Consider the following 25,057-nt stretch of genomic DNA (forward strand, 5'->3'; position numbering starts at 1 on the left):
TTCATTATCAAGAGGATCAGGAGGATTTCTATGTCTAAAGAACGCTTGAAATTATTTTATACTTTTTTCCGTGTAGGAGCCTTTACCTTTGGGGGGGGCTATGCCATGGTTCCTGTCATCCAGAAAGAAATGGTGGAAAGAGCAAAACTTATTAAGGAAAAAGAGTTTTTGGATATCATTGCCGTGGCCCAAAGTCTTCCCGGCGCCGTGGCGGTGAATACTTCGGTTTTTGTGGGGTTTAAGCTCTACGGGATCCCCGGCGCCCTTTCCGCCCTCCTGGGTACGGTGCTTCCCTCAATGATGGTCATCACCGTCCTTGCCGTATTTTATCAGCAGGTACAAGACGTTGAAAGCATCGAACTGTTTTTCAAAGGGGTTCGACCGGCCATTGTGGCATTGATCTTTATGGCCGCTGTGAAGTTGGCGAAAAATCTGGACACCACCGGTTTTAACATTCTTGTGGGTACCGCCGCCTTTATCGCGATCGTGTTTTTTGGGATTCATCCCATTCTTGTAATCATTGCCGCCGCCACCATCGGGCTAATTCGGGAAAAGAAGGAGGAAAAACATGGAGCTTCTTAACATTTTCTTAGTATTCTTACGCATAGGAGCTTTCAGCTTCGGCGGCGGCTATGCCATGCTTCCCCTAATCGAACAGGAAGTGGTTCGAAACCATCAGTGGCTGGAACTCAGCGAGTTTGTGGATATCATCGCCCTGTCTCAAATGTCTCCCGGCCCTATTTCCATTAATGCAGCTACCTTTATCGGCTTTAAGCATGTGGGTCTTATCGGCGGTATTGTGGGCACCATCGGTGTGGTTTCCTTTTCCTTTTTAATTGTTACCGTAATGGCCAGTATTATTTTAAAGCATCGAGAGTCCAGTCTCATCGAAGGGATTTTCCGTGGAATCCGTCCTGCGGTTATCGGTCTCATCGCTGCGGCCTGTGTCTCCTTATTTGATACCTCCGTGGTGGATTTTCGAACCTTCGGCATTGGATTTTTAGCCCTGCTGATCATCGGGAAGTTTAAACTTCATCCCATTGCCATTGTAGGTATTTCCGGCACCCTGGGAATCATACTGTATTCTTTTTAAATATAACAGCGGATGACAGCGGGACGGAGTTTTTGTCATCTTTTTTTGGAAAAAAAGATGACAAAAACTCCGTCCCGCTGTCATCCCCATTATAAAAAGGATGGTCTTTAATAGACCATCCTTTTTTGTGTCTTGCCTAAGCCTTATGCCTGGTTTTTCTTAGGAGGCATTTTCCGCCTGGTTTTCTTCCTTGTTTTCTATTTCTTTTGTGGATTTTAGCACAATGGTTGGTGCCGCTCCTTCATCCACGGTTTTTTGGGTGATGATGATCTTTTCAATATCGTCCCTCGAAGGGATGTCATACATAATCTCGTTCATAATGCTTTCCGTGATCCCTCGAAGACCTCGGGCTCCAGTTTTTCTGACAATTGCTTTTTTCGCAATTGCGACCAGGGCCTCATGTTCAAAGTCCACTTCCACTTCATCCAATTGGAACAGTTTTTTATACTGCTTAGTCAACGCATTTTTCGGCTCCGTTAAAATCTGTACCAACGCTGCTTCGTCCAGTTCTTCCAAGGTTACCAGCACAGGGATTCGTCCTACAAATTCGGGAATTAGTCCGTACTTCAGTAAATCCTCGGGTTCAAGCTGTTTCAGAAGCTCTTTTTCATCCATTTTGTTGGTCTTAGCCACATCGGCACCGAAGCCCATGGATTTCTTTCCAATTCGGTTCTGGATTACCTTTTCGATACCGCCGAAGGCGCCACCCACAATAAACAGGATATTTTTCGTGTCGATTTGAATGAAATCCTGATGGGGATGCTTTCTACCTCCTTGAGGGGGTACGCTGGCAACGGTACCTTCTAATATTTTCAGAAGGGCCTGTTGTACACCTTCCCCGCTAACGTCTCGGGTGATGGATGGATTATCGGATTTTTTCGATACCTTGTCGATCTCATCGATATAGATAATCCCTTTTTCCGCTTTTTCCACATCGAAATCCGCCGCTTGAATAATCTTAAGAAGAATATTTTCCACGTCTTCTCCCACATATCCGGCTTCCGTCAGGGCGGTGGCATCAGCAATAGCAAAGGGGACATTCAATAGCTTTGCCAAGGTTTGGGCCAGTAGGGTTTTACCGCTTCCTGTGGGTCCAAGCATGGCGATATTGCTTTTTTCCAGTTCAACATCTTCGGTTTTGGATTCGTTGTTCACCCGCTTATAGTGGTTGTATACTGCCACGGCCAGGGTTTTTTTCGCATCATCCTGACCGATGACATATTCACCAAGAATCTCTTTAATCTCTTTCGGTTTCGGCAGATCCTTTGCTTCCATTTCTTCGTGCTCTTCAAATTCTTCCTGGATGATTTCCTGACATAAGTCAATACACTCATCACAAATATAAACATTCGGCCCGGCAATCAGTCTTTTTACTTGGTCTTGAGACTTTCCGCAAAAAGAACACTTCAATTGCTTTTTCTCTTCATATTTAGCCATATTAACACCTCTCTTGTAGGGTTACGGTTTTTGAATAATTACCTTATCAATAACCCCGTATTCTTTAGCTTCTTCCGCGGACATAAAGAAATCACGATCCGTATCCTTTTGAATTTTTTCCAGGGATTGTCCCGTCTTCTCCGATAGAATTTGGTTCATATGCTCTCGCATTTTTACAATACGGTCCGCATGAATTCGGATATCTTCCGCTTGACCTCGGGTCCCTCCTAAGGGCTGATGCATCATCACTTCCGCATTGGGCAGGGCAACTCTTTTGCCCTTAGCACCGGCCGCAAGTAAAAACGCGCCCATGCTGGCGGCCATACCCACGCAAGTGGTGGCTACATCCGGTTTTACATGATTCATTGTATCATAAATGGCCATACCCGCAGTAATGGAGCCTCCCGGACTGTTGATATATATTTGAATATCCTTCTCGGGATCCTCCGCCTCTAAAAATAAAAGCTGGGCTACCATAAGACTTGCGGTTTGATCATTGATTTCGCTGGTTAAAAAAATTATTCTTTCTTTTAACAGTCTGGAGTAAATATCGTAAGATCGTTCCCCTCGACTGGTTTGTTCTACGACCATAGGAATTAATGCCATGGTTGGTTCCTCCTTTTAGTTCGAATTTTCATAATGTTGTGTTTTCTACCCTGATAAAGTGTTTCTTGGAATTTCAGATATTGGTAAAATCAGGTTTTTCAAAAGGGCCGCTAGGGGCCCTTTCATGGTATTTTTTAGGTTTCCTTTACTCGGTTGTCTTAAGCCTCGGTGTCTTCAGCGGTTTCTGCTTCCTCGGTTTTCGGCTCCACTTCCACTACTTTGGCTTCCTGCACCAATAGTTCCGCGGTCTTCCGATTTTTTAAGCTGTCTTTGATGTTTTCTTTTTCTGCATCCCCAAGGGTTTCTTTGATTTTTTCCACCTCTTGGTTGTACTGCTCTGCAAGTTTTTTAATTTCTTCCTCTACATCTTCTTCCGTAGGTTCGATATTTTCAAGCTCTCCGATTTTTTCAAGGGCCAGTTGGGTCTTTACCCGCTTTTCCGCGTCGTCCTTCATTTGTTCCCGAAGGTCGTCTTCAGAAGCTCCGGTCATTTCCAGATATTTTTTCAGTTCCAGACCTTGGTAACGAAGCTGCATATCAAAATCTCGGATCATCATGTCGGTTTGCCGCTTGATTACCGCATCGGGAATATCCACGTCAACTTTTTCGATCAGCTGATCCATAACCTGCTTTTCCACTTCCTGGTCCTGGGTCTTTTTCTTTCCTTCCGCAATTTTTTCTTCAACATCCTTTTTCAATTCCTCTAAGGTATCGAACTCGGAAACGTCCTTGGCAAACTCATCGTCTAAGGCGGGAAGTTCCTTTTCCTTGATTTCCTTTACGGTTACATTAAACTTCGCTTCTTTTCCAGCCAGGTTTTCCGCTTGATAATCCTCTGGGAAGGATACGGTTACTTCCTTTTCCTCTCCGGTTTTCACACCGATCAACTGCTCTTCGAATCCAGGGATAAATTGTCCCGTTCCCAGGGTAAGCTCATGGTCCTCAGCTTTTCCACCCTCGAAGGCCTCGCCGTCAATGAATCCTTCAAAGTCTATGGTTAGGATGTCTCCATCCTTTGCTTCTCGATCTTCAATGGTAATCATTCGAGCATTTTGCTCTTGCATGGTCTTCAGTTCCATGTCAATTTCTTCCTCGGTTACTTCAAACTTGGTTTTTTCCGCTTCCAATCCTTTGTAGTCGCTGATTTCAATTTCCGGCATAACTTCTACTTTTGCGGTAAACTCTAAGTCTTTTTCAGGATCAATGTTCTCAATATCGATTTCCGGTTGATCTACGGGGTCAATATTCAGATCATCCAACGCTTTTTCATAAGCCTTGGGAAAGGCGATATTAATCGCTTCTTCATAGAAAACTTCCTTACCGTACCGTTGCTGAATGATTTGCTTCGGCGCTTTTCCCTTTCTAAAACCAGGGATGTTGAATCGATGCTTGGTTTTTTTATAGGCTTCGTTTACTGCTTTGTTAAACTCGGATTTGTCTACCATTACCTTCAGGGTGATCTCGTTGTTTTCTTGCTTTACAATTTCTGAACTCATTAAAATGGTCCTCCTCTAAATTTATAGAATTTTCTTTATATACGATGTCCCTTCACATCAAAAAACATCCAGGGGTCATTGGATGTCAAACTTCTTTTAAAGGGTACATTCATCTACAAGGTTTATAACTAATACTATCCAATTTTTGTGATTATGTCAATACATAGATTGAGTTTTTAGAGAAGCGGCGGACTTTTTTCCTATTTTTATTTCTCATCCTCACTTTTTTCCATCTTTTGCCGTTCTTCTTCGTCTTTTTTTCCATCGTATCCGTTGTAGTGAAGGATTTTTTCTAAGGGATGACGCTTCGCTCTTTTTCCCCGGAGTTTTTCTTCATCGATACTTTTGTGTTGGTCCGACAGCTCTTGGGGAAGATCTTCCGAAAGATAGCCCAGAGCCATTAGGGAAACCACTTCCATGTCTTCGGGAATCCCCAGGATTTTTCTCGTTTTACTCGGGCTGTAACCGGCAACTAAATGGGTATGAATCCCCAGCTCCTGGGCTTTTAACAACATAAATCCCGTGGCCATGCCCGTATCAAATTGGTGATAGGTTCGACTTTTGATCACGCAGTCAAAATCCTTATGGGAGACGATGGCGATAATTACCGGAGCCAGTTTCATCCAGTAGTTTCCCTCTGCAATGGCAGGGTATAACTTTTCCAAGTCCTCTTTTGTATCCACCACCACATATCTCCAGGGCTGGTTATTAAAGCAGGAAGGCGCCAGCGACCCGGCCTTAACAATTTCCTCGATTTTTTTCCGCTCAATAGGATCATTTTTAAAGCTTCGATAGGACATCCGATTTTCAATAGCTTTTGTTATTTCCATTTTCCCACTCCTTTTCTCAATACCATGGGACTAACTTCCCCAGATATTTGATTTTTTAATCTAATTCTTATTATACCCAGTCCATTCTTCTCTAACCATTCTTTAAGAGGATCCTGGTTCCCTTCGGTGCACCTTCCCTAAGTCCCTTCTTTTGTGCCGGGGGCTTATCTCCCCAAAGAAGTCTCTTTAAATTTTTTAATATATTTTAAAATTTATTGTGAAAAAAGGAGATTTTCTATGTAATCTAGCTTATACTGTAAGGGTAGGATATATTTTTAACAGTTTCACCAAACAGTTTTATTAATTAATGATCTTTTAAAGGAGGAAATGTTCAATGGATTTAAAAAACATGAAACGGGAAACAAAAATCACCTATGCAGAGCCTTGCAAAAACACAGGCTCTCATATCCAACCCCTTTACCAGACTTCAACCTTTGTATTTGATAACGCTGAGCAGGGGGCTGCTCGATTCGCAGGGGAAGAGCCGGGTTACATCTACTCCCGACTGGGCAACCCTACAGTACGGTGCCTGGAAGAGAAAATGGCCCTCTTGGAAGAGGGGGAAGATGCCACTGTTTATGGTTCCGGTATGGCGGCGGTAAGCGCTTCGATTTTAGCTTTCGTGGAACAGGGAGACCATATTGTGGCTCAGCAGTGCCTCTATGGATGCACCCACAGTTTTCTCAGTGAAATCATTAAGAAGTGGGGTATTGAAGTGACTTTTGTCAACGACGCTTCCAATCCTGAAAACTTTAAAAATGCCATGCGCCCCAATACAAAAATTGTATACATCGAATCCCCGGCAAATCCAGTGATGCAGCTTACGGATATCAAAGCCTGCGCGGACATTGCCCATGAAAATAATGCCCGTCTTATTATCGACAATACTTATATGACACCCTATCTGCAAAGACCTCTGAATCTTGGAGCGGATATTGTACTGCACAGTGCCACAAAGTATCTCAACGGCCACGGCGATGTGGTTGCGGGAATTTTAGTGGGCAGCAAGGAAGATATGGATACGATCCGTATGACAACCCAAAAGGATTTAGGAGGGATCACCAGTCCCTTTGATGCCTGGTTGATGCAGCGGGGAATCAAGACCCTGGCCATTCGGATGAAAGAACATGAGAAAAACGCTATGGAGGTCGCCAAGTTCTTAGAGGCCCACCCCAAGGTGAAAACCATTTTTTACCCCGGTCTTCCCTCCCATCCCCAGCACCAACTGGCCAAGGAACAAGCCGACGGTTTCGGTGGTATGATTGCCTTTGAACTGCATGGAGGCCTAGAGGCCGGCAAGGTCTTGATGAACAATATCGAGGTTTTCCACCTGGCGGTAAGTTTAGGTACCGTGGATTCCCTTATCCAACACCCGGCATCCATGACTCACTCTCCCGTACCGGAAGAGGATCGACGGGCTGCAGGCATCACCGACGGATTGGTTCGTGTTTCCGTAGGAATTGAAAACGCGGAAGATTTGATCGACGCCTTGGACCGAGCTCTAAAGCTGGTTTAACATCCTGGCTTGAAATCCTGTTTTCTAATGCTGTTTTCTAATGCTGATTTCTAATGCTGATTTTTGATGCTGATTTTTGATGCTGATTTTAAAAAATCATTTATAAAAACGAAAAAACTAGACATCCCAGGGTGTCTAGTTTTTTATGCTTTCTTTTTTATGCGTTGTTTTTATGCTGTTTGTACTTTGTTTTTTAATCTCTAATCCCGGCTTTTGATTTCCCGATAAAAATATCGGAACTCTTCAAAGCTCAGGGATTGTTCTCCGTCGGATAAGGCCCTTTCCGGCTGGGGATGGACCTCCACCATAATACCATCGGCTCCGGCGGCCAAGGCCGCCTTAGACATGGGGAGAATCAGTTCCTTGCGCCCGGTACCATGGCTGGGGTCCGCAATCACCGGTAACCCCGTTTCATTTTTAATAATGGGAATCGCAGCAATATCCATGGTGTTTCGGGTATAGGTATCAAAAGTCCGGATTCCCCGTTCACACATGATGATGTTGTCGTTCCCCGCCCTTCGAATGTATTCACTGGCCTTGATCCATTCCTCCATAGTGGCGGACATTCCCCTTTTTAAAATAATGGGTTTATCCTGGGCCCCCACGGTTTGCAGCAAGGTATAGTTATGCATATTCCGGGATCCGATCTGGAGGATATCCACGGCATCGTACACCGCCGCTATATCCTTTCCGTCCATCACCTCCGTGGAGGTAATGAGTCCCGTCTCCTTTTTTACCGCCTTCATAATCTCCAAGGCCTCCCGGCCTAATCCCTGAAAACTGTCAGGGGAGGTCCTGGGCTTAAAGGCCCCGCCCCGAAAATTCTTCACCCCTAAGCTTTTCAAGTATTTTGCGGTCTCCATGGCTTGGCCGTAGCTCTCAATGGAGCAGGGTCCCGCGATCATCATTTTTTCCATTCTGCTTTGCTCTTTCATACTTTCACCTCTATCAAAAGATGACAGCGGGACGGAGTTTTTGTCATCCCGCAGCTCTCTTACTTTTAAATTATTTGCTATTCCTATTTTTTCCGCAGATTCCCTTCGGTAGCCGGTGACTGCTCTATTTATAAATTGGCTATACCTCTTTCATTATTGCTTCTCGAATTCATGCGGAATCATTTTCCTGTCTAAGATAATATACTATGATTAGCAAAAATTATCAAGTATTCTCTTTTCCAAGAGGTGTTGCAAAGATCGGTAGCAGAATTTAAGTTTCCTTTCCTATGCCCTATCCATTATTTCTTTACCGCTTTCCATTACTACTATGCCGCGACCCATTATCCTTTTTTCAAATACGCCATCCCGTCAGGATGCACACCGACTTTCACTCGCTTGATCTCCTCTAGGGTATTCATATCAATGAAGGAGATATCGTTGGTTTTGTTATTGGCCACAAAAGCCGTGGATCCCGACTCATTAAAACATACGCCTCCCGGCCAGATACCGATGGGGATTCGCTTAATCTCCCAGGGCACTTCCTTACCCTTCATCCGGTGCTTTGTATCAATCACCGAAACATCCCGGGAGAAGCGGTTCGGAATCAAGGCGTAACGGCCGTCGGGGGAGAAGACGATCCGTATGGGGCAATCCCCTACCCGTCTTTTGAAATCCGGTTTCAAGGTTTCCCGGTTCACTACATAAAGGGTGTTGTCCTCCTGGTTTGCCACGTAAACGTATTTTCCATCCTTCGAGCAGGCTAGACCTTCCGGGCCCTTACCCACGGGAAAATGTCCGGTGATCTCTTCCTTTTCCACATCAATGACGGTTACATTATCGGAACCGATGTTGGGAACATATAAGGTTTTTCTGTCAGGAGAAGGCTCCACCATATGGGACAGTCCCTGGAAGGTGGGAAAAACCTTCTCAATTTCATCGGTTTTGGTATCGATGATAAAGATTTTTTCACTATAGGTGGATGCCACATATAATTTACGGTCTTCCTTGACCAGATCAAGTCCATGGGGAAAGTTAAAATCTTCATGGGTGATTCTTTTTACGATTTCCAAACGCTCATTATCGATTACATCAATGGTATTTCCCAGGGAGCAGGTAACGTAGGTTTTCTTTCCGTCCTTGGTGACCACCACTTCGTGGGGGTTGTGATCGGTGTCAATCTTTTTTACCTCTTCCCCCTTTTTAATATCCACAAAGGAAATGCTGTCTTCATCTTTGTTTAACACGATTAAGTACTCGACCATGTAATGACCTCCTTTAATATTTTCAATCCTTGGCAAAAGTATTTCGCAAAAGTATTTCGCAAAAGTATTTCGCAAAAGTATTTCGCAAACCTAATTATATCATTATTCTCTTATCCCGTCAGCAGCCCTCAGAAAATTCCGTCAAAGGATTTTAGGTCTGGGGAGCCTTTCCAGGGACAACAGGGGCGTAGGATAAAGCGGAAAACTACACAGAAGGTATCGTAGAACTAAATAGAAGGTAACGTAGAACTAAATAGACAAAAGCATAAAACTGAATAGACAAAAGCGGTAAAAGAACAAGACTAAAGAATAAAAAGAAGAAAAAGATGACAAAAACTCCGTCCCGCTGTCATCTTTCCTTCTTTTTATTTCTAGGCTTCGACCCGCTTTACGGCGATGCCCGTGGGGTGATCGTTTAGATTGTATTCCTCTTCGCATTTTTCATCCGTGGCCTGTAGTTTTGTCGCCAGGGTTTCTTTCATGATGTAGTCCCGGTGTTTCTCCACGGCCTTTTGAATTTCTTCGCTGCCGCAGTAGGTGATTTCGATGTTGTCTAAGACTTCGAAGTCCTGATTCTTTCGTATTTGCTGTACCTTTGAGACGAACTCCCGGGCATAACCTTCATCAATTAAGTCCGGGGTCAGGGTGGTATCCAGGATCACAAACTTGGTACCGTCCATTTCCACGGTAAAGCCTTCCTTCGCCGAGATGTTGATCATTAAATCCTCTTCCCCCAAGGTGATCTTTTCCCCGTCCATTTCCACTTCAATGGAGCCCTCTCTTTTTACTTGCTCCACGGCTTTATCCGTGTCCAGGGTGTTTAAAACCTTGGGAAGGGCTTTGATTTTTCCGCCCAGTTTCGGTCCCGCCACCTTAAAGTTGGGCTTTAGGCTAAAGTTCATATATTCATTCAAGTTTTCCGTAAACTCCACTTCTTTAATGTTCAGCTCTTCCTTCAGAAGGGGAGTCAGACCGTTGATTAAATGTTTTTTTCTTCCGTCCACAATAATCTTGTTTAAGGGTTGGCGCACCTTCAGTTTGGATTTTTCCCTTGTGGCCCGTCCAAGACCCACCAGGTCCCGAACCAAGTCCATGGGCTCTTCCACTTCTTTTTGCACCAGGCTCTCATTCACTTCCGGATAGTCCGCAAGATGCACCGACTCTTCTCCCGTCAAACGCTGATACAGCTCATCAGCCATAAAGGGTGCGAAGGGGGCCATCATTCTTGCTACCCCGCCCAGGATTTCGTGGGTGGTGTTGTATACCGCCTTTTTATCCTGGTCCAGTTCCGAGGCCCAAAATCTTCGTCTTGCCCGGCGAATATACCAATTGGACAAATCCTCATTGACAAAGTCCTGGATTTTCCGAACCGCTTTGGTTAGATCATAAACCAGCAGGTCCTGGTCCACTTCTTTGATTACACTGTTGTATTTCGATAGAATCCATTGGTCCAGCTCCGGTCGGTCCTTGTACTCCACAAAGAATTCCTTCGGGTTTACCCCGTCGGTGTTGGCGTATAAAGTAAAGAAGTTGTAAACATTCTCCAGGGTGCCGAAGAACTTGCTTTTTACTTCTTTGAGCCCTTCAATATCAAACTTCGTCGGGGTCCAGGCCGGGGATACATAAAGGAGGTACCAGCGCAGGGCATCGGCGCCGTACTCTTCGAACAGGGTAAAGGGATCCACGGTGTTGCCCTTGGATTTAGACATTTTCTTACCCTCTTTATCAAGAATCAGGTCGTTGACCAGCACGTTCTTGTAAGGGGAGACTCCTTTGACAAAGCTGGAAATCGCCAGTAAGGAGTAGAACCATCCTCTCGTTTGGTCAATCCCTTCGCAGATAAAATCTGCAGGAAACAAGTCATCAAAATTCTCTTTATTCTCAAAGGGGTAGTGATGCTGGGCAAAGGGCATGGCCCCGCTGTCAAACCAGCAGTCAATAACCTCTTCCACCCGGTTCATAGTACCGCCGCACTGATCACAGTTCAGGTGCACGTCATCCACATAAGGTCGGTGCAGTTCCACATCTTCCGTCAGGTTTTCAACGGCTCTTTCCTTTAATTCCTTTTGGGATCCGATGGAGGTTTTGTTTCCGCATTCACAGGTCCAAATATTCAGCGGTGTTCCCCAGTATCGGTTTCTGGAAATGGCCCAGTCATTCAAATTTTCCAGCCAGTTGCCAAAACGTTTTTCTCCCACGTAATCCGGATACCAGTTGACACTGTTGTTGTTTTCAATCAACCGGTCCTTAATTTTCGTCATTTCAATATACCAGCTGGGCTTTCCGTAGTACAATAGGGGCGTGGAACATCTCCAGCAGTGAGGGTAGTTGTGCTCCTGTTTTTCCTTTTTAAAGAGCTTTCCCTGGCCGTGAAGCCATTTGATAATATCCACATCCACGGTTTCGTCCATGACAAAGCGGCCCTTCCAGGGGGTATCGGTATATTCTCCCTTTTCGTCCACGGGCTGCAATACAGGAAGGTTGTATTTCTGTCCCACCTGGTAGTCATCCTCTCCAAAGGCCGGAGCCAGGTGGACAATGCCTGTACCGTCATCCGTGGTAACAAAATCCGCCACGGTTACGAAAAACGCTTTTTTATCCGGCTTGACGAAGGGCATTAACTGTTCGTATTCCATGTATTCCATGTCTTTTCCCATTATGCTGTCCACTACTTCAAAATCTTCCCCCACCACTTGTTTCGCCAGATTCTCTTCTACGTAATACAGTTCCTCATTGGCTTTTACTTTTAGGTAGGTGTGGTCGGGATGTACGGCCAGGGCAACATTGGAAGCCAGGGTCCAGGGGGTTGTGGTCCATACTAAAAAGTACTCCTCGTGACCCTTTCGCTTGAACTTCGCCGTTACCGTATTGGATTTGATCTCCTTATATCCCTGGGAAACCTCATGGGAGGCAAGTCCTGTTCCGCATCTCGGACAGTAGGGAAGGATTTTATGGCCCTCATAGATGAAATCCTCTTTAAAGAATTTATCCAGGATCCACCAAACGGATTCAATGTAATCGTTGTCTAAGGTGATGTAGGGATTGTCCAGATCAATGGAGTAGCCCATTTTCTCCGTCATCTCCCGCCACTGTTTCTCATAGGTAAAGACCGAATGCCGGCATTGATCATTAAACTTTTCCAGTCCGTAGTCTTCAATTTCCTGTTTGTTGGACAGACCCAACTGTTTTTCCACTTCGATCTCCACAGGCAGTCCGTGGGTGTCCCACCCGGCTTTTCGTTTCACCTGATACCCCTTCATGGTTCGGTGACGACAAACCGAGTCCTTTAGGGTTCTGGAAATCACGTGATGAATTCCCGGCTTCCCGTTGGCTGTGGGAGGGCCTTCATAGAAAACAAAGGGGGTCTTTCCTTCTCGATTTTCAATGCTTTTGTCTAGAATTATCTCGGAAATCCAAAAATCCGTTACTTTTTCTTCTCGCTTGGCAACGGGGTCCTTGGGCAAAGCTTTAAAATTTTTCACATTGCAACATCCTTTCTGTTATTCTTTTTTTACCATTTTACTGTATCCTTGCTCCCTTTATGGTGTTCTTTCTTTCCCGGAGGGAAATAAAAAAAGTCCCCAAGAAATAAACCTTAGGGACGATGGATTCGCGGTACCACCCTGATTACAGAAAACCTGCCCTTCATCCGATACAAGCATCAGACAGCATTGACACAGTTTTCCATCACTTTAGGGAATGTAACGTATTCTCTACGGATTCTTTTACTTTCCTTTCGATTTTAAGTTTAAGTGCCCGGCCCTTACGCCGTCCACCTCAAACTATCCGAAAGTTTTCTAAGAATCGGCTCGGGGATGATCTTCATTTAATGCTTTGTTGCAACTTTTCAGCCTGGAGTTGCATCTCTTTAACAAAGGGATTAAACTACTCTTCCCGTCGGAACCTTTTGATTATTCTTGAGTTTAATCTATTGTACACAAAATCAGGGTCTTCTGTCAAGAAAAGAACCTAAGATTTCACCTCAATCATCATCAAGGCCACGTCATCTTCAAAATCTCCGTCCTCGAATTTTCCAAAACTGTGAATCATGGCTTTCATAAAATCCTCCTGGCGATGGGGAATCAAGGATTTATGCTTTTTCATTTCTTCAAATACGGTTTCATGACTGTTGGAACTTTCGCCCTCATCCATTTTGGTCTCATACAAACCGTCGGTATAGGCGATGATAAAGTCCCCGGGTTCGATGGCCGTGGTCAGATCCTCGTAGTCCGTATCTTCAAAAACGCCGATCAGAAAACCGTTTTGTTCAAGACTTCTTACTTCCCCGGAGTTCTTTTGATAAAGCCCGGCATAGGGATGCCCCGCATTGGCATAGGTTAACCGGTCCTTTTCAATGACCCCCACAAAGGCGGAAAAACAAAGGTGGCGGTTATCACTCATCATGTGGTAAAAGGTATAATTAATATGCTCTAACACCTCTTTGGGGGACCTACTCTCTTGAATCACATGATTAAAAATCACCTTGACCATAGAGGATACCATGGCCGCCGCCACCCCGTGACCGGTTACATCGGCGATGATAAACCATACTTTGTCTTCCGTTTCTATACAGTCATGAAAATCTCCTCCGATTTGACTGGAGGGAATATATTTACTTTTCACCCGAACCTTCTTTAAGTCCTGTTCTCCCGTAATCAGGGCTTTTTGAAGAACGCTGGCGATTTTCATCTCCTGCATCATTTTTTCGTTGGCCTTCATCAGCTCTTTTTTCTGCTCGTAAAACTTCAGGGCGTTATGAACCTTTAAGGGAATAATCACCTTCATTTGATCCGGCGTAATGGGCTTTGTGAAGTAATCTATGGCCCCAAGGGTTAGGGTTTCTTTAAAACTGCCCATATCGTCCACGGCGGAATTTACAATAACCGGTATATCCTTTAAGGCCTCTTTCCCCTTGATCTCCCGAAGCACTTGATAACCGTCTTTCCCCGGCATCATCAAATCCAGGATGATTAAATCAATTTCTTTCTTTCCCAATAGTTCCAAGGCTTCAAAACCGTCCTCCGCCTCATAGAAGGTGACTTCCTCCACGCTATTTTTCAGCACCTTCTTCATCAGTTTCCGGTTCACCGGCATATCGTCCACTATTAAAACACTGTAATGCATGATCGATCCCCCCCTATCCTTTTAAACAATTTTCTTTTGGTATAGATTGTACCATAAATTTAAATATTTCTCTATTACAATCAATGAATGTCCCCCTCCTCTTGAAGTCCTGCTGTAAAATAGACTATTAAAAAAACCCCTAATTAAAGGGGTTTTTCATTGAGGAGCTACCCAAAGAGTAGCCAGGTGATGCCTAGAAAAAATAAAATTACCAGTAGTAAAACCGGCAGGGCATACATTCCAAAGGCGATCATCATCGCCAGGAAATCTCCCTTTTCCAATTCCACATCTTTTTTATCTTCATCCAGTTCTTTTTTCTCTAAAGCTTTATCCCTTGGTTTTTTCGAGGGTTTTTGCTCTTCGTCTTTAGAAAATGGATCACGATTAAACATTTAGATCTCTCCTGCAAAATGACATGCCACAAAATGATCTTCTTCCAGCTCTCGGAATTCCGGTACCTCTTCTTTACAGATATCCTTCATATAAGGGCACCGGGTATGAAATTTGCAACCGGAAGGGGTATTGATATTACTTGGGATCTCCCCTTTTATGGCCTCCATCTTTTTGATCTTTGTTGGATCCGGCTCGGGAATTGCAGCCAGTAAGGCTTTGGTATATGGATGCAGTGGCTTCTCGTATAAGGCTTCTTTATTGGTCAGCTCCACCAAAGACCCTAAATACATAACCCCGATACGGTCACTGATATGCTTTACCACACTCAAGTCATGGGAAATAAACAGATAGGAAAGACCAAACTCGTCCTTCAGACTATTCATCATGTTCAGCACCTGGGACTGTACCGATACATCCAGGGCGGAAACCGGCTCATCCGCAACAATAAATTCAGGATTCAAAGCCAGGGCCCGGGCCACACCGATCCGCTGTCGCTGTCCACCGGAGAACTGGTGAGGATAACGATTCACGTGATAGGCGGCCAATCCACATTTTTCAACAATCTCTACTACCCGGTCCTCATATTCCGGGCCTTTTTTTACCATCTTGTGGGTAAGCATGGCTTCTCCTACAATGGAGTTTACGTTCATTCGAGGATTCAAGGAACTGTAAGGATCCTGAAAAATCAGCTGCATCTGTTGACGCAGATATTTCAGTTTATGACTGCTGAGATGAGAAATGTCGTTACCCTTGAAAATAATTTCTCCATCCGTGGGTTCGTACAGTCGTACAATGGTTCTTCCCAGTGTGGATTTCCCACAACCGGATTCCCCTACTAGACCTAGGGTTTCTCCTTTATACATGGTAAAGGAAACATCATCCACGGCTTTTACCTGAAGGGGTTTTTTAAATACTCCTGCGCTAACGGGAAAATACTTTTTCACGTTTTTGACTTCTAATATCGGCTCTCTCTTATCTCGCATATTCTACTCCTCCCCCTCTTCCGCATACAGATAACAGCTCGCCGTATGATTTTCGTTGATTTTATAGGTTTCCGGGTGTTTATGCTTGCAAATTTCCATGGCCTTGTCACATCTCGGTTCAAAGTAGCAGCCCTGTGGTAATTCAAAAGGACTGGGTACCGTTCCTTCAATGGTATTCAGTTCCTCCCGGGTTTCATCCAAGCGGGGGATGGACTTTAGTAATCCGATGGTATAGGGATGCTTCGGATTTCCGTAAAGTTCATTTACCGGAGCGGACTCTACGATCTTTCCGGAATACATCACCAGTACATGATCCGCCATTTGGGCCACAACCCCTAAATCATGGGTGATCATCATAATCGCCGTATCCGTTTCGGTCTTCAATCGATTCATCAATGATAAAATTTGAGCTTGAATGGTTACGTCCAGAGCCGTTGTAGGCTCATCGGCAATTAACAGTTTCGGATTACAGGCCAGGGACATGGCAATCATTACCCGTTGTCGCATTCCACCGGATAATTGATGGGGATAGTCGTCAATGACCTTTTCCGCTCTGGGAATTCCTACCAATTGCAACATTTCGATACCGACGTTCTTCGCTTCTTTTTTGGACATGTTTCGGTGAAGAATTAAGGCTTCGCCGATTTGATCTCCCACTTTAAATACAGGATTTAACGATGTCATGGGTTCCTGGAAAATCATTGAGATTTCATTTCCACGGATTTCACGAATTCTTTTATCCGTGGTGCCTACTAATTCTTCCCCTAGGAACTTCACGGAGCCGTCTACAATCTGTCCCGGTTTCTCAATTAAGTTCAGGATACTCATGGCGGTAATGCTCTTGCCACATCCCGACTCGCCTACCACACCCAGGGTTTTCCCTTCGTAAATACTAAAGCTGTTGCCGTCCACTGCCCGTACGACACCTTTATCGGTAAAGAAATGAGTTGTCAAGTTTTCTACTTTTAATATCTCTTTCATATCAACACCTACCTAATCTCTTTTGGGTCGAAAGCATCTCTAAGACCTTCACCTAACAAATTTACACTTACTACGGTTAACATAATCATCAAACCCGGTGGAATCCAAATCCATGGATAGTTGAGGAATACCGTGGAGTTCCGTGCGGTCTGAATCATATTACCCCAACTTGGCATTGGAGGTGTAACCCCTAGCCCTAAGAAAGACAGTCCCGCTTCCATAAGAATCGCCGAACCCATTCCAAGGGTAGCACTTACAATAATATAGGCCAATACATTCGGCAGTAAATGCCGTCCAATCCTTGAAGTATCCGAAATACCTAGAATTTCCGTCGCCTGCATGAATTCCTGCTCCCGGAGGGAGAGTATTTGACCACGAACCACACGGGCGAGTCCCGGCCAACTGAGGATACCGACTACGAATACTACAACAAGCATGGTTTGTTCTGAGGGTACCCAGCGCATGGCTGCGGATATTACCATCATCATCGGTAAAAAGGGGATGGACTGAACAATTTCCGCGAAACGCATTAGAAATCCATCAGTTTTTCCTCCATAGTATCCTGCCACACCACCAACCAAGGTTCCCAGGGTTACCGTTAAGAACGCCGAGAGGACCCCGACCAACATGGAGATCCGTCCCCCATAAAACAATCGGAACATGACGTCCCGTCCTTGACGGTCCGTACCTAAGAGGTTTTCTCTTGAGGGGGGCTGCTCCGAGTTCTCCAACTCAAAACCATGGGCTCGAAGATCCACATTCAAGGTTTCTCGAACGAGCTGCCCGGTGGTGACACCTTCCACATCCCGCCATAGGTTAAACGAATAAATCATCGGTATGATGATTACTGCAATGACGATGGCTACAAAACTTATCCCACCGACCAATGCTATTTTATTTTTTTTGAATCGATTCCACGCAATCTTCCACGGACCTTCGGGCTTCAAGCGAGGAGCATTCACATTTTGATCAACATTTGCTTCAGACATAATTTCCCTCCTCCTACTTTACTCGTACTCTGGGATCTGCAAGCCCATAAGAAACATCGGCTAAAAGATTTCCGATTACTCTTAAAAGTGCATAGAATACCAGAGTTGCCATAACTAGTGATAGATCCTGACTGGTAATACCGTTTAGTAATACTCTTCCAATTCCCGGCCATAGGAATACGGTTTCAAGTAAGATCGCTCCACCGAATAAGGCGGGAACCCACATTCCGAGAATGGTAATTAAGGGAAGTAAGGCATTTCTAAAGGCATGTTTGTAAATTACCACTTTTTCCTTTAATCCCTTGGATCGCGCAGTTCGAATATAGTCTTGGTTAATTACCTCGATTACAGAGTTTCGCGTGTAACGGGTAAGGGTTGCCAAACTTGTCATGGTTAATACAAGTACGGGAAGCAGCATATGACGACCAACGTCCACAATATTCTGCCACAGACTGTCATAACCACGAACAGCCATAATAGAAGTTCTCATTCCGTTTAAGGGAATCCATTCGATGTTCCTTGCAAAGAGAAATATCAGTATCAAGGCAAAGAAAAAAGTGGGCATGGACACCCCGGTGAGTGAAAACACCGTAAAGAAATTATCAAACAGGCCATACTTTTTTACCGCGGATTTGATCCCCACGGGGATGGCGATAAGTAATGCGAAGATCAATGCAAAGATATTCAATAAAAAGGAGTTCCAGATGAATCCGAAAATCACTTCACTAACATCCGCATTATAGATATTGGTTCTACCTAAGTCTCCTGTTAATACCCTTCCTAGCCAATTGAAGTACTGAATTGGAAGGGGTCGATCTAAACCTAATTGTTCACGAATTTGTTCCTGTCTTTCAGGAGATACTTCCGAGCCCTGTCCTAGATAGGCTTGTACCGGATCTCCCGGCATAAAGTCTAGTACAATAAATATCAACATTGAAATGATCAATAATGTTGGGATTAATTGTAATAGACGTTTCCCTAAAAATCTTAGCATACTCTTCACTCCTCAATATGTCGTCTAGTAATATTTTAAATTATCAAAAAACTCTCCATTCTGACATCGAAGGCAACCCTACAGCTTTCGTAGAATTGCCTTTCAATGTGTTTTCCAGAGGGTTTAGCCCCTAAGACCTAAACCCCTATTCAGTTTTTTATTTCTCGATGCTTTAAATTTTACTCTTCAATTCTTGCGTGTCGCATTGCTGCTACCCAGTTGTAGATACCGTGGGTTTCGAAGTCTACAATTTTTTCATCATAGAAATCAAAGTAGGTGTTGGCATATACAGGCATGAATGCTGCATCTTCCGTTAAGATTTCACCGATTTCCTGGTATGCAGGGATGGCTTCTTCTTGATCCATAATTCTTTCCGCATCGTCCATCATTTCATCCAACTCAGGGTTAGAATATCTGGAAGTATTGTTCTGTCCGGATCCGATGTTTCTAGAGTGGAAAGAACCTTCTACCGTACCATGAGGGTCGTAGCTTGTAATGGTTGTTGCTAAGAAGAACATGCTCCACTCTTCAACGTTGGCATCGGAGTCATAGATAATCGTATCCAGGATGGAGTTGAACTCTTGTTGTGAAATGTTCAGGTTGATATCAAGCTCTCCGCCCCAGTCTCGTTCCCACATGGGTACTAAGGTTTCAAGGATATCATGTTCCGGCATGGTTAAAATGAAAAGCTCCAGTTCTTCGCCGTCTTTTTCTCTGTAACCGCTGTCGCCAACTTGCCAGTCGGCGTCGTCTAAGATCTCTTTTGCTCGATCCATATCAAAGTCGTAAGCTGCAATAGAGTCTACCCATTCATCCGTTACTGCCCAGGATTCTTGCGAATAGGGGTGGTACTGAGTGTTTGCATAACCATCGAAGTACTCACTTACAAACTCTTCAAGGTTAAAAGAATAGTAAAGGGCTTGTCTTACTTCTTTTTCTGCGGTGGGACCAAATTCGTTGTTGGTCTTAACGTATCCGTATCCGCTTCGTGGGTAGCTGTTCAAGTTGATGTTTTCAGCCGCTTCCGCGTCTCGAATGTTGTCCGGGTCAATTTGACCGGCTAATAAGTCTACGGTACCGGTTAACAAATCATCCATTTCCGTAGTCATTTCCGTTGCTTCCAGTAAGATTTCTTCGATTAGGAATAAATCTTCATACATATAATCCAAGTTTCTTTCAAGGTATACATACTCTTCAGGAGCAAAATCTCCTAAGGTGTATGGTCCGGAACCGATTGGGTCTGTACTCAGTTCGGTAACCCCTTCAGTGTCTCCATACTCCATTGCCTCTCCGTAATAGTGCTCTGGCATAATGTGGAAAGTAGTGTTGGCAATGTTTGTTCGTAGTGGCTCTTGGAAAGTAAACACTACTGTGAAATCATCTTCCGCAACTACTCCCGGGAAGTCTTCAGTATCTCCGTCAGCATACTCGTCGTATCCAAGTAGCCCGTCTGCAATGGAACCATATCGTCCCGTGTAGGATGGGTCAGAAAGAAGCTTGTAAGACCATACCACGTCGTGAGCCGTTACTTGCTCTCCATCAGAGAAATAGTTGTCTTCGTTCATGTAGAAAGTGATTTGGTCACCCTCTTCATTTACTTCCCAGTCATCTGCCGCTTCCATTACCCAGTTACCGTCGATGTCCCGGTTCATTAAGGTTTGGAAGGTTAAGTCTACAACATAACCGTCATAACTTGAAGAATAATACGCCGGGTTAAAGTTACCGGAAATTTCCGTAACCCCGACCATCACTGTTCCTCCAATTTCATGTGCTGCTTCTTCTTCGTCGTCACCTTCGTCTTCGTCTTCGCCGTTCTCTCCTTCGACTGCTTCGCCGTTTTCCTCTTCGTCTACCGGATCTTCATCTGTTCCACAAGCTGCAAGGAACAAACTCATCACCATTAGCAGGGCCAACAGCAAAATTAACTTTTTCTTCATTCATACTCCTCCTTTAAAAAAGTTTTTTGAACAAATATTTTATCGACTAAAATATTTAAACACATTATATAATCATTTAAATTTTCTGTCAATAATTTTTGAGGTCTTTCGCCTCCCGCAACTTTCTCCCTTTTCTCGAGGCTACCATTTTCCAACATGTATAAAGATCTCTGTTCATAAAAAAAAATTTTTACTTTTTTATGTTTCCTTAATATTTTCAATTAATTCACAATAGCATTCAGGGAAATCCTCCCTGCGATTATATACTATATTCTTAATATATCAAATTTTTGTTTTATATAGCTAATTTAATTATCTAAGGCAAATTTACCAGAAGTTCTTTTATTTTTTTTCATTTTATGGTATATTTATTTTTGAACATGCAAAATATTTGGATATTTCTGAATCATTGCATGGGTCATCAAAAATCTTATAAGGAAAGGAGGGAAGGAGCAGAACGCAGCATTACGATCGATGTAAAGATCCCAAGGTTTAACAAAAATCTGTCTTTAATAAGGAGGTTGTAAATTTGGATGCAATTATTAATATTAGCGATTTTATAGGTGATATAGTTTGGGGGCCCCCCTTCTTGGTTTTACTGATTGCCACCGGTTTGTATTTAACAATTCGGATAGGTTTCTTCCAATTCACCCATTTAGGCCATGCCTGGAAGTATACCTTCGGTTCTATGTTTAGAAAGGGTAAAGAAGAGGACGATGCGGAAGCGGGAGCCATTACCTCCTTTCAATCCGTAAGTTCCGCTATGGCGGCGACCATCGGCGTGGGAAACATTGCCGGGGTGGCCACCGCAATTTATCTCGGTGGACCGGGAGCGGTATTCTGGATGTGGCTTTCCGCCCTTGTGGGAATGGCGACAAAGTTCGGAGAAGCCTCCCTGGGTGTTAAGTTTAGAAACACCAATCCCGACGGATCTTTTTCCGGTGGGGTTATGCAGTACATTGAAAACGGACTGGGTTCCGGTTGGAAATGGCTCAGTGTCCTATACGCAATCTTTGCAGGACTGGCGGCTCTTGGAATCGGAAACATGGTACAGTCCAACACCGTGGCTGTTTCAATGGAAGAATTCGGAATCGAACCTTGGATTACCGGTATAGTCATTGTAGTCTTAGTAGGTCTCGTTACCCTTGGAGGAATCGAGCGAATTGCAAAAACAGCAGAAAAAGTGGTTCCTACCATGGCAGTCATCTACATCGTCGGTTCCTTTATTATTTTGGTGCTTAACCTCACGGAAATTCCCGCAGCTCTGGGAGATATTTTCTACTATGCTTTCAACCCTAATGCCGCCGCAGCCGGTGGTGCAGGTGTTGCCGTAGGAACTACCATCCGATTCGGTATTGCCCGAGGCGTATTCTCCAACGAAGCCGGCCTTGGCGCCGCTTCCATCGTACATGCCCAGGCAAAGAACAGCCCCACTCGACAAGGTATGTGGGGAATCTGGGAAGTATTCATTGATACGATTATCGTTTGTACCATGACTTCCTTAGTTATTTTAACCACAGGAGCCTTAGGAACCGGAGAAACCGGCGCGGACTTAACCACTGCCGCTTTCAACCGTGGACTTCCCGGCCCCGGAGGATACATTATTCTGATTTCCATCGTATTCTTCGCCTACACCACCATGCTTACTTGGAATTTCTATGGTGAAAAGAGTTGGGAATACATCTTCGGACGAAACATTGTTATTCCTTACCGACTGCTATTCTTAGCCTTCCTATTCGTCGGCGCCGTCGGCGGCCTGGAAGTTATTTGGGGAGTAGCGGATACCTTAAACGGTCTGATGATCGCTCCGAACCTGGTTGCCCTGATTCTTCTTGGAGGCGCCCTTGCGAAGGAGAAACAAAAGTATATGGATAAACATAATTTGGACAATAAAAAATAACTAAAATTTACTAATTTAAAAAGAAGGTTTTCCCCCGGGAAGACCTTCTTTTTTTAGCATTCTTTTGTTGTTTTTTAGAATGCTTTTACTGCATTAAATTGCTTTTATGCCAAGGAGGGGTTATTGGGGCTGTTTACGGTACCCCGCCCACAGAAGGAGACATCCTATTCCTATTCCCCACAACATCGTGGTATAAAGAGCCCCTGTGGCACCGATGTAACTGTACCCCACCCCTCTCATATAGATTCCCTGGGGAAAGAGCATAGCAATGTGCTGTAAGGCTTCTGAAAGGAGTTCCGCCGGCCACAGGGCTCCCGAGACCATGGAAGTGATCAGAACCCCAATGGGCAGTCCCACAACCAGGAATTCTTTTCCCATTTTCAGATTGCTCAGGAAGGACCATAATCCGATGAACAGTACCTGGACCATCAACAGCAGGAATACGTGGTGAATTAAATCCCCTCTTAAGGCTTCTCCCTGGAATAGATAGATGCTGCTCAGTAAAATCCCGTGATGCAGTGACAGAAACAGGAAGTCTCCGATAAATTTTCCCGTATATAAGGAGATTTCCCCGACGATCTGCCCCTGCCTTTTATAAAGCCCCCGGGATATATCCTCCCGTCGTTTATAAAAAATCCAAAGGGAAAACAAAGTGCTGTAAATAATCAACAGCCCATGGGGTCCTGTTAAAAAGCCTGCCGCCCCCAAGGTTCCGGGACTGCCATTTTCGCTTCCTTCCCCATTGCCTTCCCCGGACTCCGTCAATACTTCTTCCATCGAGAGGGTCATCAAGGGCTCCGGTTCCCAGTAGGACTCCGACTGCCGGAAGGATTCCTCCCACAGAGCTTCCCGGTCTTCCACTTCTCCCCGGTCCTCCGCCTCGGCTACAATCAGATTGGCCGCCCGGGTACTGCTTAAAATACGAATGCTCCTGGAGATCACAATCTCCCCTACGGCACCGCCTCCTTGGGCAAGGGATGAGGTGTAAGACACCAGCTCCGGCGTTCGGTCCCTTTGTATCTCCTCTTCAAAACCCTCCTGAATACGATACACGCCCTCCACCCGGTTCTCCCGTAAATCCTCGAGACCGGCTTCCAAATCCCTTTCCAGGACCTCCAAATAAGGTTCTTCCCGCAAAAGTTCCTTCAGAGTTTCCGAGTAGGCACTTTGGTCTTCATCGACGATAACCACCGGAATTTTACCCCCGGCAGCCTCCCCCTGAAAAAGTCCCAGGGCAAAATAGGAAAACCCTAAGGGAAGGAGGATAATCAGAAGCCACGAGAGTTTTTTCCTAAAGTATCCATGAATCTGAAGCCATCCAACGGTACATATTTTCATGAGGGATCACCTGCCCCTCGGTTTATACGAAGGACTCCCAGGATAAAAAAGAGCAGACTGCCGAGAAAAATAAGCATCCCCTGAAAGATCATACCCTGAAAATCCCCCAGTCGGATCTGTTGTATCCCTTGTAAATAATGGTGATTCGGAAGAAAAGCGGCGACCCGATCCAGTCCGTAGGGGAGGTAATAATAGGGAATCAATCCTCCGCCCAGCAGAATCAGGGAAAACACCAAAAAATTTCCCAGGGTAAAGTAGATGTCGGTTTTTTTTAGCAGTAAGGCCAGCAGACCCGCCCCGGATAAAATCAGTAAAATCCAAAGACTTAAGTACCCTACTGATATGAACAGAGACCGGTCCCAGCCGCTGAAGAACAAATACTGGGCGGCTATCAGAAATCCGCCGCCGAAAAGAATCATTCGGACACTGTGTCCGAGAATTTTTCCCCCGTAATATTCCCCTATGCTTGTCCCCGTAAAGGGCACCCGTCGCATCAGCCCTAACTCCTTTTCCCGGATCAGATCCCTGCCCAGAAACAAGGCTGCAAACAACAACAGACTGAAGACCACGGAATGAAGGTAATACACCCCGGGATCCATGGTATTGATCCCTTCTACCTGTTCTTCCCGCATCATGGTATCCTGGGCATTCAAGGCCCGGAAAGTAATATCCTGTATTGCCGGGGCGATTTTCTCCCGGCGCTCCTCCAGGGAAAGTCCCTGTTCCCGGTAGTAATCCCAAACCGCGTTCACTCCGCTTTGCCCGGCGGATACGCTGTACATAAAGCTCTCCATAACCCCTGTCAAAACTTGAGACTTAAAGGGATCCCGGGGACCGGTGTATAGGATCAGCTCCCGGGATTCTCCCCGCTCCAGACTCCCTACAAAGTCTTCGGGGATCACCACTCCGGCAAAAACCTCCCCCCTTCCTACCATTTCCTCCGCAGCCTCTCCGTCCTCGGCCTCCACAATGGCAATCAACTCTTGCAGCCCTTCGTCCCCTCTAATCTGATCCATTAAAAGATGGGCCATGGGATGCTGGTCCTCATTGACCACCGCCACGGAGAAGGAATCGATAAACAGTCCCTGTTCAAAAAACCCGCCGAAGCCCGTGGTTAACAAAAAAATAAAAACCAAGGGAATGACGATCATTCCCAAGGTTTTTTTCTTATGCCGCAAGGATTTTTTCATCTCTTCCAACGCTACCCGTAATCCTCTCCCTAAAGATGCAAACATGCTTTTTC

Annotated in this window: 20 protein-coding genes and 1 other annotated feature; of the genes, 4 read left to right on the forward strand and 16 right to left on the reverse strand. The window is 44.9% G+C overall.

Annotated elements, in window-relative coordinates; translation table 11 throughout:
* The first annotated feature begins 30 nt into the window (after positions 1 to 30).
* Positions 31 to 582 (forward strand): chromate transporter, encoded by a 552-nt coding sequence (locus tag ISALK_RS02840; RefSeq protein ID WP_160718824.1) that lies wholly within the window; start codon positions 31 to 33, stop codon positions 580 to 582.
* Positions 569 to 1,093, forward strand: a complete 525-nt coding sequence (locus tag ISALK_RS02845; RefSeq protein WP_160718826.1) for a chromate transporter — start codon at positions 569 to 571, stop codon at positions 1,091 to 1,093. The genes ISALK_RS02840 and ISALK_RS02845 overlap by 14 nt, the downstream gene beginning before the upstream one ends.
* Positions 1,094 to 1,252: 159 nt before the next feature.
* On the opposite strand, the gene clpX is transcribed toward ISALK_RS02845, so the two are convergent.
* From clpX to ISALK_RS02865, 4 genes are all read right to left on the reverse strand, one after another.
* Positions 1,253 to 2,530, reverse strand: a complete 1,278-nt coding sequence (clpX, locus tag ISALK_RS02850; RefSeq protein WP_160718828.1) for an ATP-dependent Clp protease ATP-binding subunit ClpX — start codon at positions 2,528 to 2,530, stop codon at positions 1,253 to 1,255.
* A 21-nt stretch (positions 2,531 to 2,551) separates the two neighbouring features.
* On the reverse strand, positions 2,552 to 3,136 hold the full coding sequence (gene clpP, locus ISALK_RS02855; protein WP_160718830.1) for an ATP-dependent Clp endopeptidase proteolytic subunit ClpP: 585 nt from the start codon (positions 3,134 to 3,136) through the stop codon (positions 2,552 to 2,554).
* Positions 3,137 to 3,294: 158 nt separating this feature from the next.
* Complete coding sequence (gene tig, locus ISALK_RS02860; RefSeq protein ID WP_160718832.1) at positions 3,295 to 4,632, reverse strand: trigger factor; 1,338 nt, start codon at positions 4,630 to 4,632, stop codon at positions 3,295 to 3,297.
* A gap of 206 nt (positions 4,633 to 4,838) precedes the next feature.
* Positions 4,839 to 5,462: a nitroreductase family protein gene (locus ISALK_RS02865; protein ID WP_236660235.1), complete on the reverse strand. Its 624-nt coding sequence runs from the start codon at positions 5,460 to 5,462 to the stop codon at positions 4,839 to 4,841.
* Positions 5,463 to 5,796: 334 nt separating this feature from the next.
* On the opposite strand from ISALK_RS02865, the gene ISALK_RS02870 reads away from it, so the two are divergent.
* A complete protein-coding gene (locus ISALK_RS02870) occupies positions 5,797 to 6,978 on the forward strand; it encodes a trans-sulfuration enzyme family protein (protein ID WP_160718834.1) in 1,182 nt (393 codons plus the stop codon).
* Between the two features lie 200 nt (positions 6,979 to 7,178).
* Here ISALK_RS02870 and aroF read toward each other — a convergent pair whose 3' ends face one another.
* The 10 genes from aroF to ISALK_RS02920 all read right to left on the reverse strand — a co-directional run bounded on the left by aroF (position 7,179) and on the right by ISALK_RS02920 (position 20,576).
* The gene (gene aroF / locus ISALK_RS02875) at positions 7,179 to 7,913 is read right to left on the reverse strand and encodes a 3-deoxy-7-phosphoheptulonate synthase (protein WP_160718836.1); all 735 of its coding nucleotides are present in this window, start codon (positions 7,911 to 7,913) and stop codon (positions 7,179 to 7,181) included.
* 341 nt (positions 7,914 to 8,254) lie between these two features.
* The gene (locus tag ISALK_RS02880; protein WP_160718838.1) at positions 8,255 to 9,175 is read right to left on the reverse strand and encodes a YncE family protein; all 921 of its coding nucleotides are present in this window, start codon (positions 9,173 to 9,175) and stop codon (positions 8,255 to 8,257) included.
* Between the two features lie 371 nt (positions 9,176 to 9,546).
* Positions 9,547 to 12,657 (reverse strand): isoleucine--tRNA ligase, encoded by a 3,111-nt coding sequence (gene ileS / locus ISALK_RS02885; protein ID WP_160718840.1) that lies wholly within the window; start codon positions 12,655 to 12,657, stop codon positions 9,547 to 9,549.
* A gap of 112 nt (positions 12,658 to 12,769) precedes the next feature.
* Positions 12,770 to 13,085, reverse strand: a binding site (T-box leader).
* Between the two features lie 59 nt (positions 13,086 to 13,144).
* The gene (locus ISALK_RS02890; protein ID WP_160718842.1) at positions 13,145 to 14,299 is read right to left on the reverse strand and encodes a fused response regulator/phosphatase; all 1,155 of its coding nucleotides are present in this window, start codon (positions 14,297 to 14,299) and stop codon (positions 13,145 to 13,147) included.
* 167 nt (positions 14,300 to 14,466) lie between these two features.
* The gene (locus ISALK_RS02895; RefSeq protein WP_160718844.1) at positions 14,467 to 14,691 is read right to left on the reverse strand and encodes a hypothetical protein; all 225 of its coding nucleotides are present in this window, start codon (positions 14,689 to 14,691) and stop codon (positions 14,467 to 14,469) included.
* A complete protein-coding gene (locus tag ISALK_RS02900; RefSeq protein WP_160718846.1) occupies positions 14,692 to 15,675 on the reverse strand; it encodes an ABC transporter ATP-binding protein in 984 nt (327 codons plus the stop codon).
* Positions 15,676 to 15,678: 3 nt separating this feature from the next.
* The gene (locus tag ISALK_RS02905; protein ID WP_160718848.1) at positions 15,679 to 16,656 is read right to left on the reverse strand and encodes an ABC transporter ATP-binding protein; all 978 of its coding nucleotides are present in this window, start codon (positions 16,654 to 16,656) and stop codon (positions 15,679 to 15,681) included.
* 8 nt (positions 16,657 to 16,664) lie between these two features.
* Entirely contained in the window at positions 16,665 to 17,645 is a 981-nt protein-coding gene (gene opp4C, locus ISALK_RS02910) for an oligopeptide ABC transporter permease (protein ID WP_160718850.1), read from the reverse strand.
* 13 nt (positions 17,646 to 17,658) lie between these two features.
* Positions 17,659 to 18,639 carry an ABC transporter permease gene (locus ISALK_RS02915; protein WP_160718852.1) on the reverse strand — a complete coding sequence of 327 codons (981 nt, stop codon included), beginning with the start codon at positions 18,637 to 18,639 and terminating at the stop codon, positions 17,659 to 17,661.
* Positions 18,640 to 18,818: 179 nt separating this feature from the next.
* A complete protein-coding gene (locus ISALK_RS02920) occupies positions 18,819 to 20,576 on the reverse strand; it encodes an ABC transporter substrate-binding protein (protein ID WP_160718854.1) in 1,758 nt (585 codons plus the stop codon).
* 529 nt (positions 20,577 to 21,105) lie between these two features.
* Here ISALK_RS02920 and ISALK_RS02925 point away from each other — a divergent pair.
* Complete coding sequence (locus ISALK_RS02925) at positions 21,106 to 22,476, forward strand: alanine/glycine:cation symporter family protein (RefSeq protein WP_160718856.1); 1,371 nt, start codon at positions 21,106 to 21,108, stop codon at positions 22,474 to 22,476.
* 120 nt (positions 22,477 to 22,596) lie between these two features.
* Here ISALK_RS02925 and ISALK_RS02930 read toward each other — a convergent pair whose 3' ends face one another.
* Together ISALK_RS02930 and ISALK_RS02935 are read right to left on the reverse strand one after the other, a co-directional pair.
* Positions 22,597 to 23,814 carry an ABC transporter permease gene (locus ISALK_RS02930; RefSeq protein ID WP_160718858.1) on the reverse strand — a complete coding sequence of 406 codons (1,218 nt, stop codon included), beginning with the start codon at positions 23,812 to 23,814 and terminating at the stop codon, positions 22,597 to 22,599.
* A complete protein-coding gene (locus ISALK_RS02935; RefSeq protein WP_160718860.1) occupies positions 23,811 to 25,049 on the reverse strand; it encodes an ABC transporter permease in 1,239 nt (412 codons plus the stop codon). Before ISALK_RS02935 ends, ISALK_RS02930 begins: the two co-directional genes overlap by 4 nt.
* Positions 25,050 to 25,057 lie beyond the last annotated feature (8 nt).

Origin of the sequence: Isachenkonia alkalipeptolytica (genome assembly GCF_009910325.1) — a bacterium.
Taxonomy (GTDB): domain Bacteria; phylum Bacillota; class Clostridia; order Peptostreptococcales; family T1SED10-28; genus Isachenkonia; species Isachenkonia alkalipeptolytica.

Bases quoted from the DNA above. Each gene is read 5' to 3' on its own strand.
- ISALK_RS02840 (WP_160718824.1), top strand. From the start codon at position 31: ATGTCTAAAGAACGCTTGAAATTATTTTATACTTTTTTCCGTGTAGGA.
- ISALK_RS02845 (WP_160718826.1), top strand. From the start codon at position 569: ATGGAGCTTCTTAACATTTTCTTAGTATTCTTACGCATAGGAGCTTTC.
- clpX (WP_160718828.1), bottom strand. From the start codon at position 2,530: ATGGCTAAATATGAAGAGAAAAAGCAATTGAAGTGTTCTTTTTGCGGA.
- clpP (WP_160718830.1), bottom strand. From the start codon at position 3,136: ATGGCATTAATTCCTATGGTCGTAGAACAAACCAGTCGAGGGGAACGA.
- tig (WP_160718832.1), bottom strand. From the start codon at position 4,632: ATGAGTTCAGAAATTGTAAAGCAAGAAAACAACGAGATCACCCTGAAG.
- ISALK_RS02865 (WP_236660235.1), bottom strand. From the start codon at position 5,462: ATGGAAATAACAAAAGCTATTGAAAATCGGATGTCCTATCGAAGCTTT.
- ISALK_RS02870 (WP_160718834.1), top strand. From the start codon at position 5,797: ATGGATTTAAAAAACATGAAACGGGAAACAAAAATCACCTATGCAGAG.
- aroF (WP_160718836.1), bottom strand. From the start codon at position 7,913: ATGAAAGAGCAAAGCAGAATGGAAAAAATGATGATCGCGGGACCCTGC.
- ISALK_RS02880 (WP_160718838.1), bottom strand. From the start codon at position 9,175: ATGGTCGAGTACTTAATCGTGTTAAACAAAGATGAAGACAGCATTTCC.
- ISALK_RS02890 (WP_160718842.1), bottom strand. From the start codon at position 14,299: ATGCATTACAGTGTTTTAATAGTGGACGATATGCCGGTGAACCGGAAA.
- ISALK_RS02895 (WP_160718844.1), bottom strand. From the start codon at position 14,691: ATGTTTAATCGTGATCCATTTTCTAAAGACGAAGAGCAAAAACCCTCG.
- ISALK_RS02900 (WP_160718846.1), bottom strand. From the start codon at position 15,675: ATGCGAGATAAGAGAGAGCCGATATTAGAAGTCAAAAACGTGAAAAAG.
- ISALK_RS02905 (WP_160718848.1), bottom strand. From the start codon at position 16,656: ATGAAAGAGATATTAAAAGTAGAAAACTTGACAACTCATTTCTTTACC.
- opp4C (WP_160718850.1), bottom strand. From the start codon at position 17,645: ATGTCTGAAGCAAATGTTGATCAAAATGTGAATGCTCCTCGCTTGAAG.
- ISALK_RS02915 (WP_160718852.1), bottom strand. From the start codon at position 18,639: ATGCTAAGATTTTTAGGGAAACGTCTATTACAATTAATCCCAACATTA.
- ISALK_RS02920 (WP_160718854.1), bottom strand. From the start codon at position 20,576: ATGAAGAAAAAGTTAATTTTGCTGTTGGCCCTGCTAATGGTGATGAGT.
- ISALK_RS02930 (WP_160718858.1), bottom strand. From the start codon at position 23,814: ATGAAAATATGTACCGTTGGATGGCTTCAGATTCATGGATACTTTAGG.
- ISALK_RS02935 (WP_160718860.1), bottom strand. From the start codon at position 25,049: ATGTTTGCATCTTTAGGGAGAGGATTACGGGTAGCGTTGGAAGAGATG.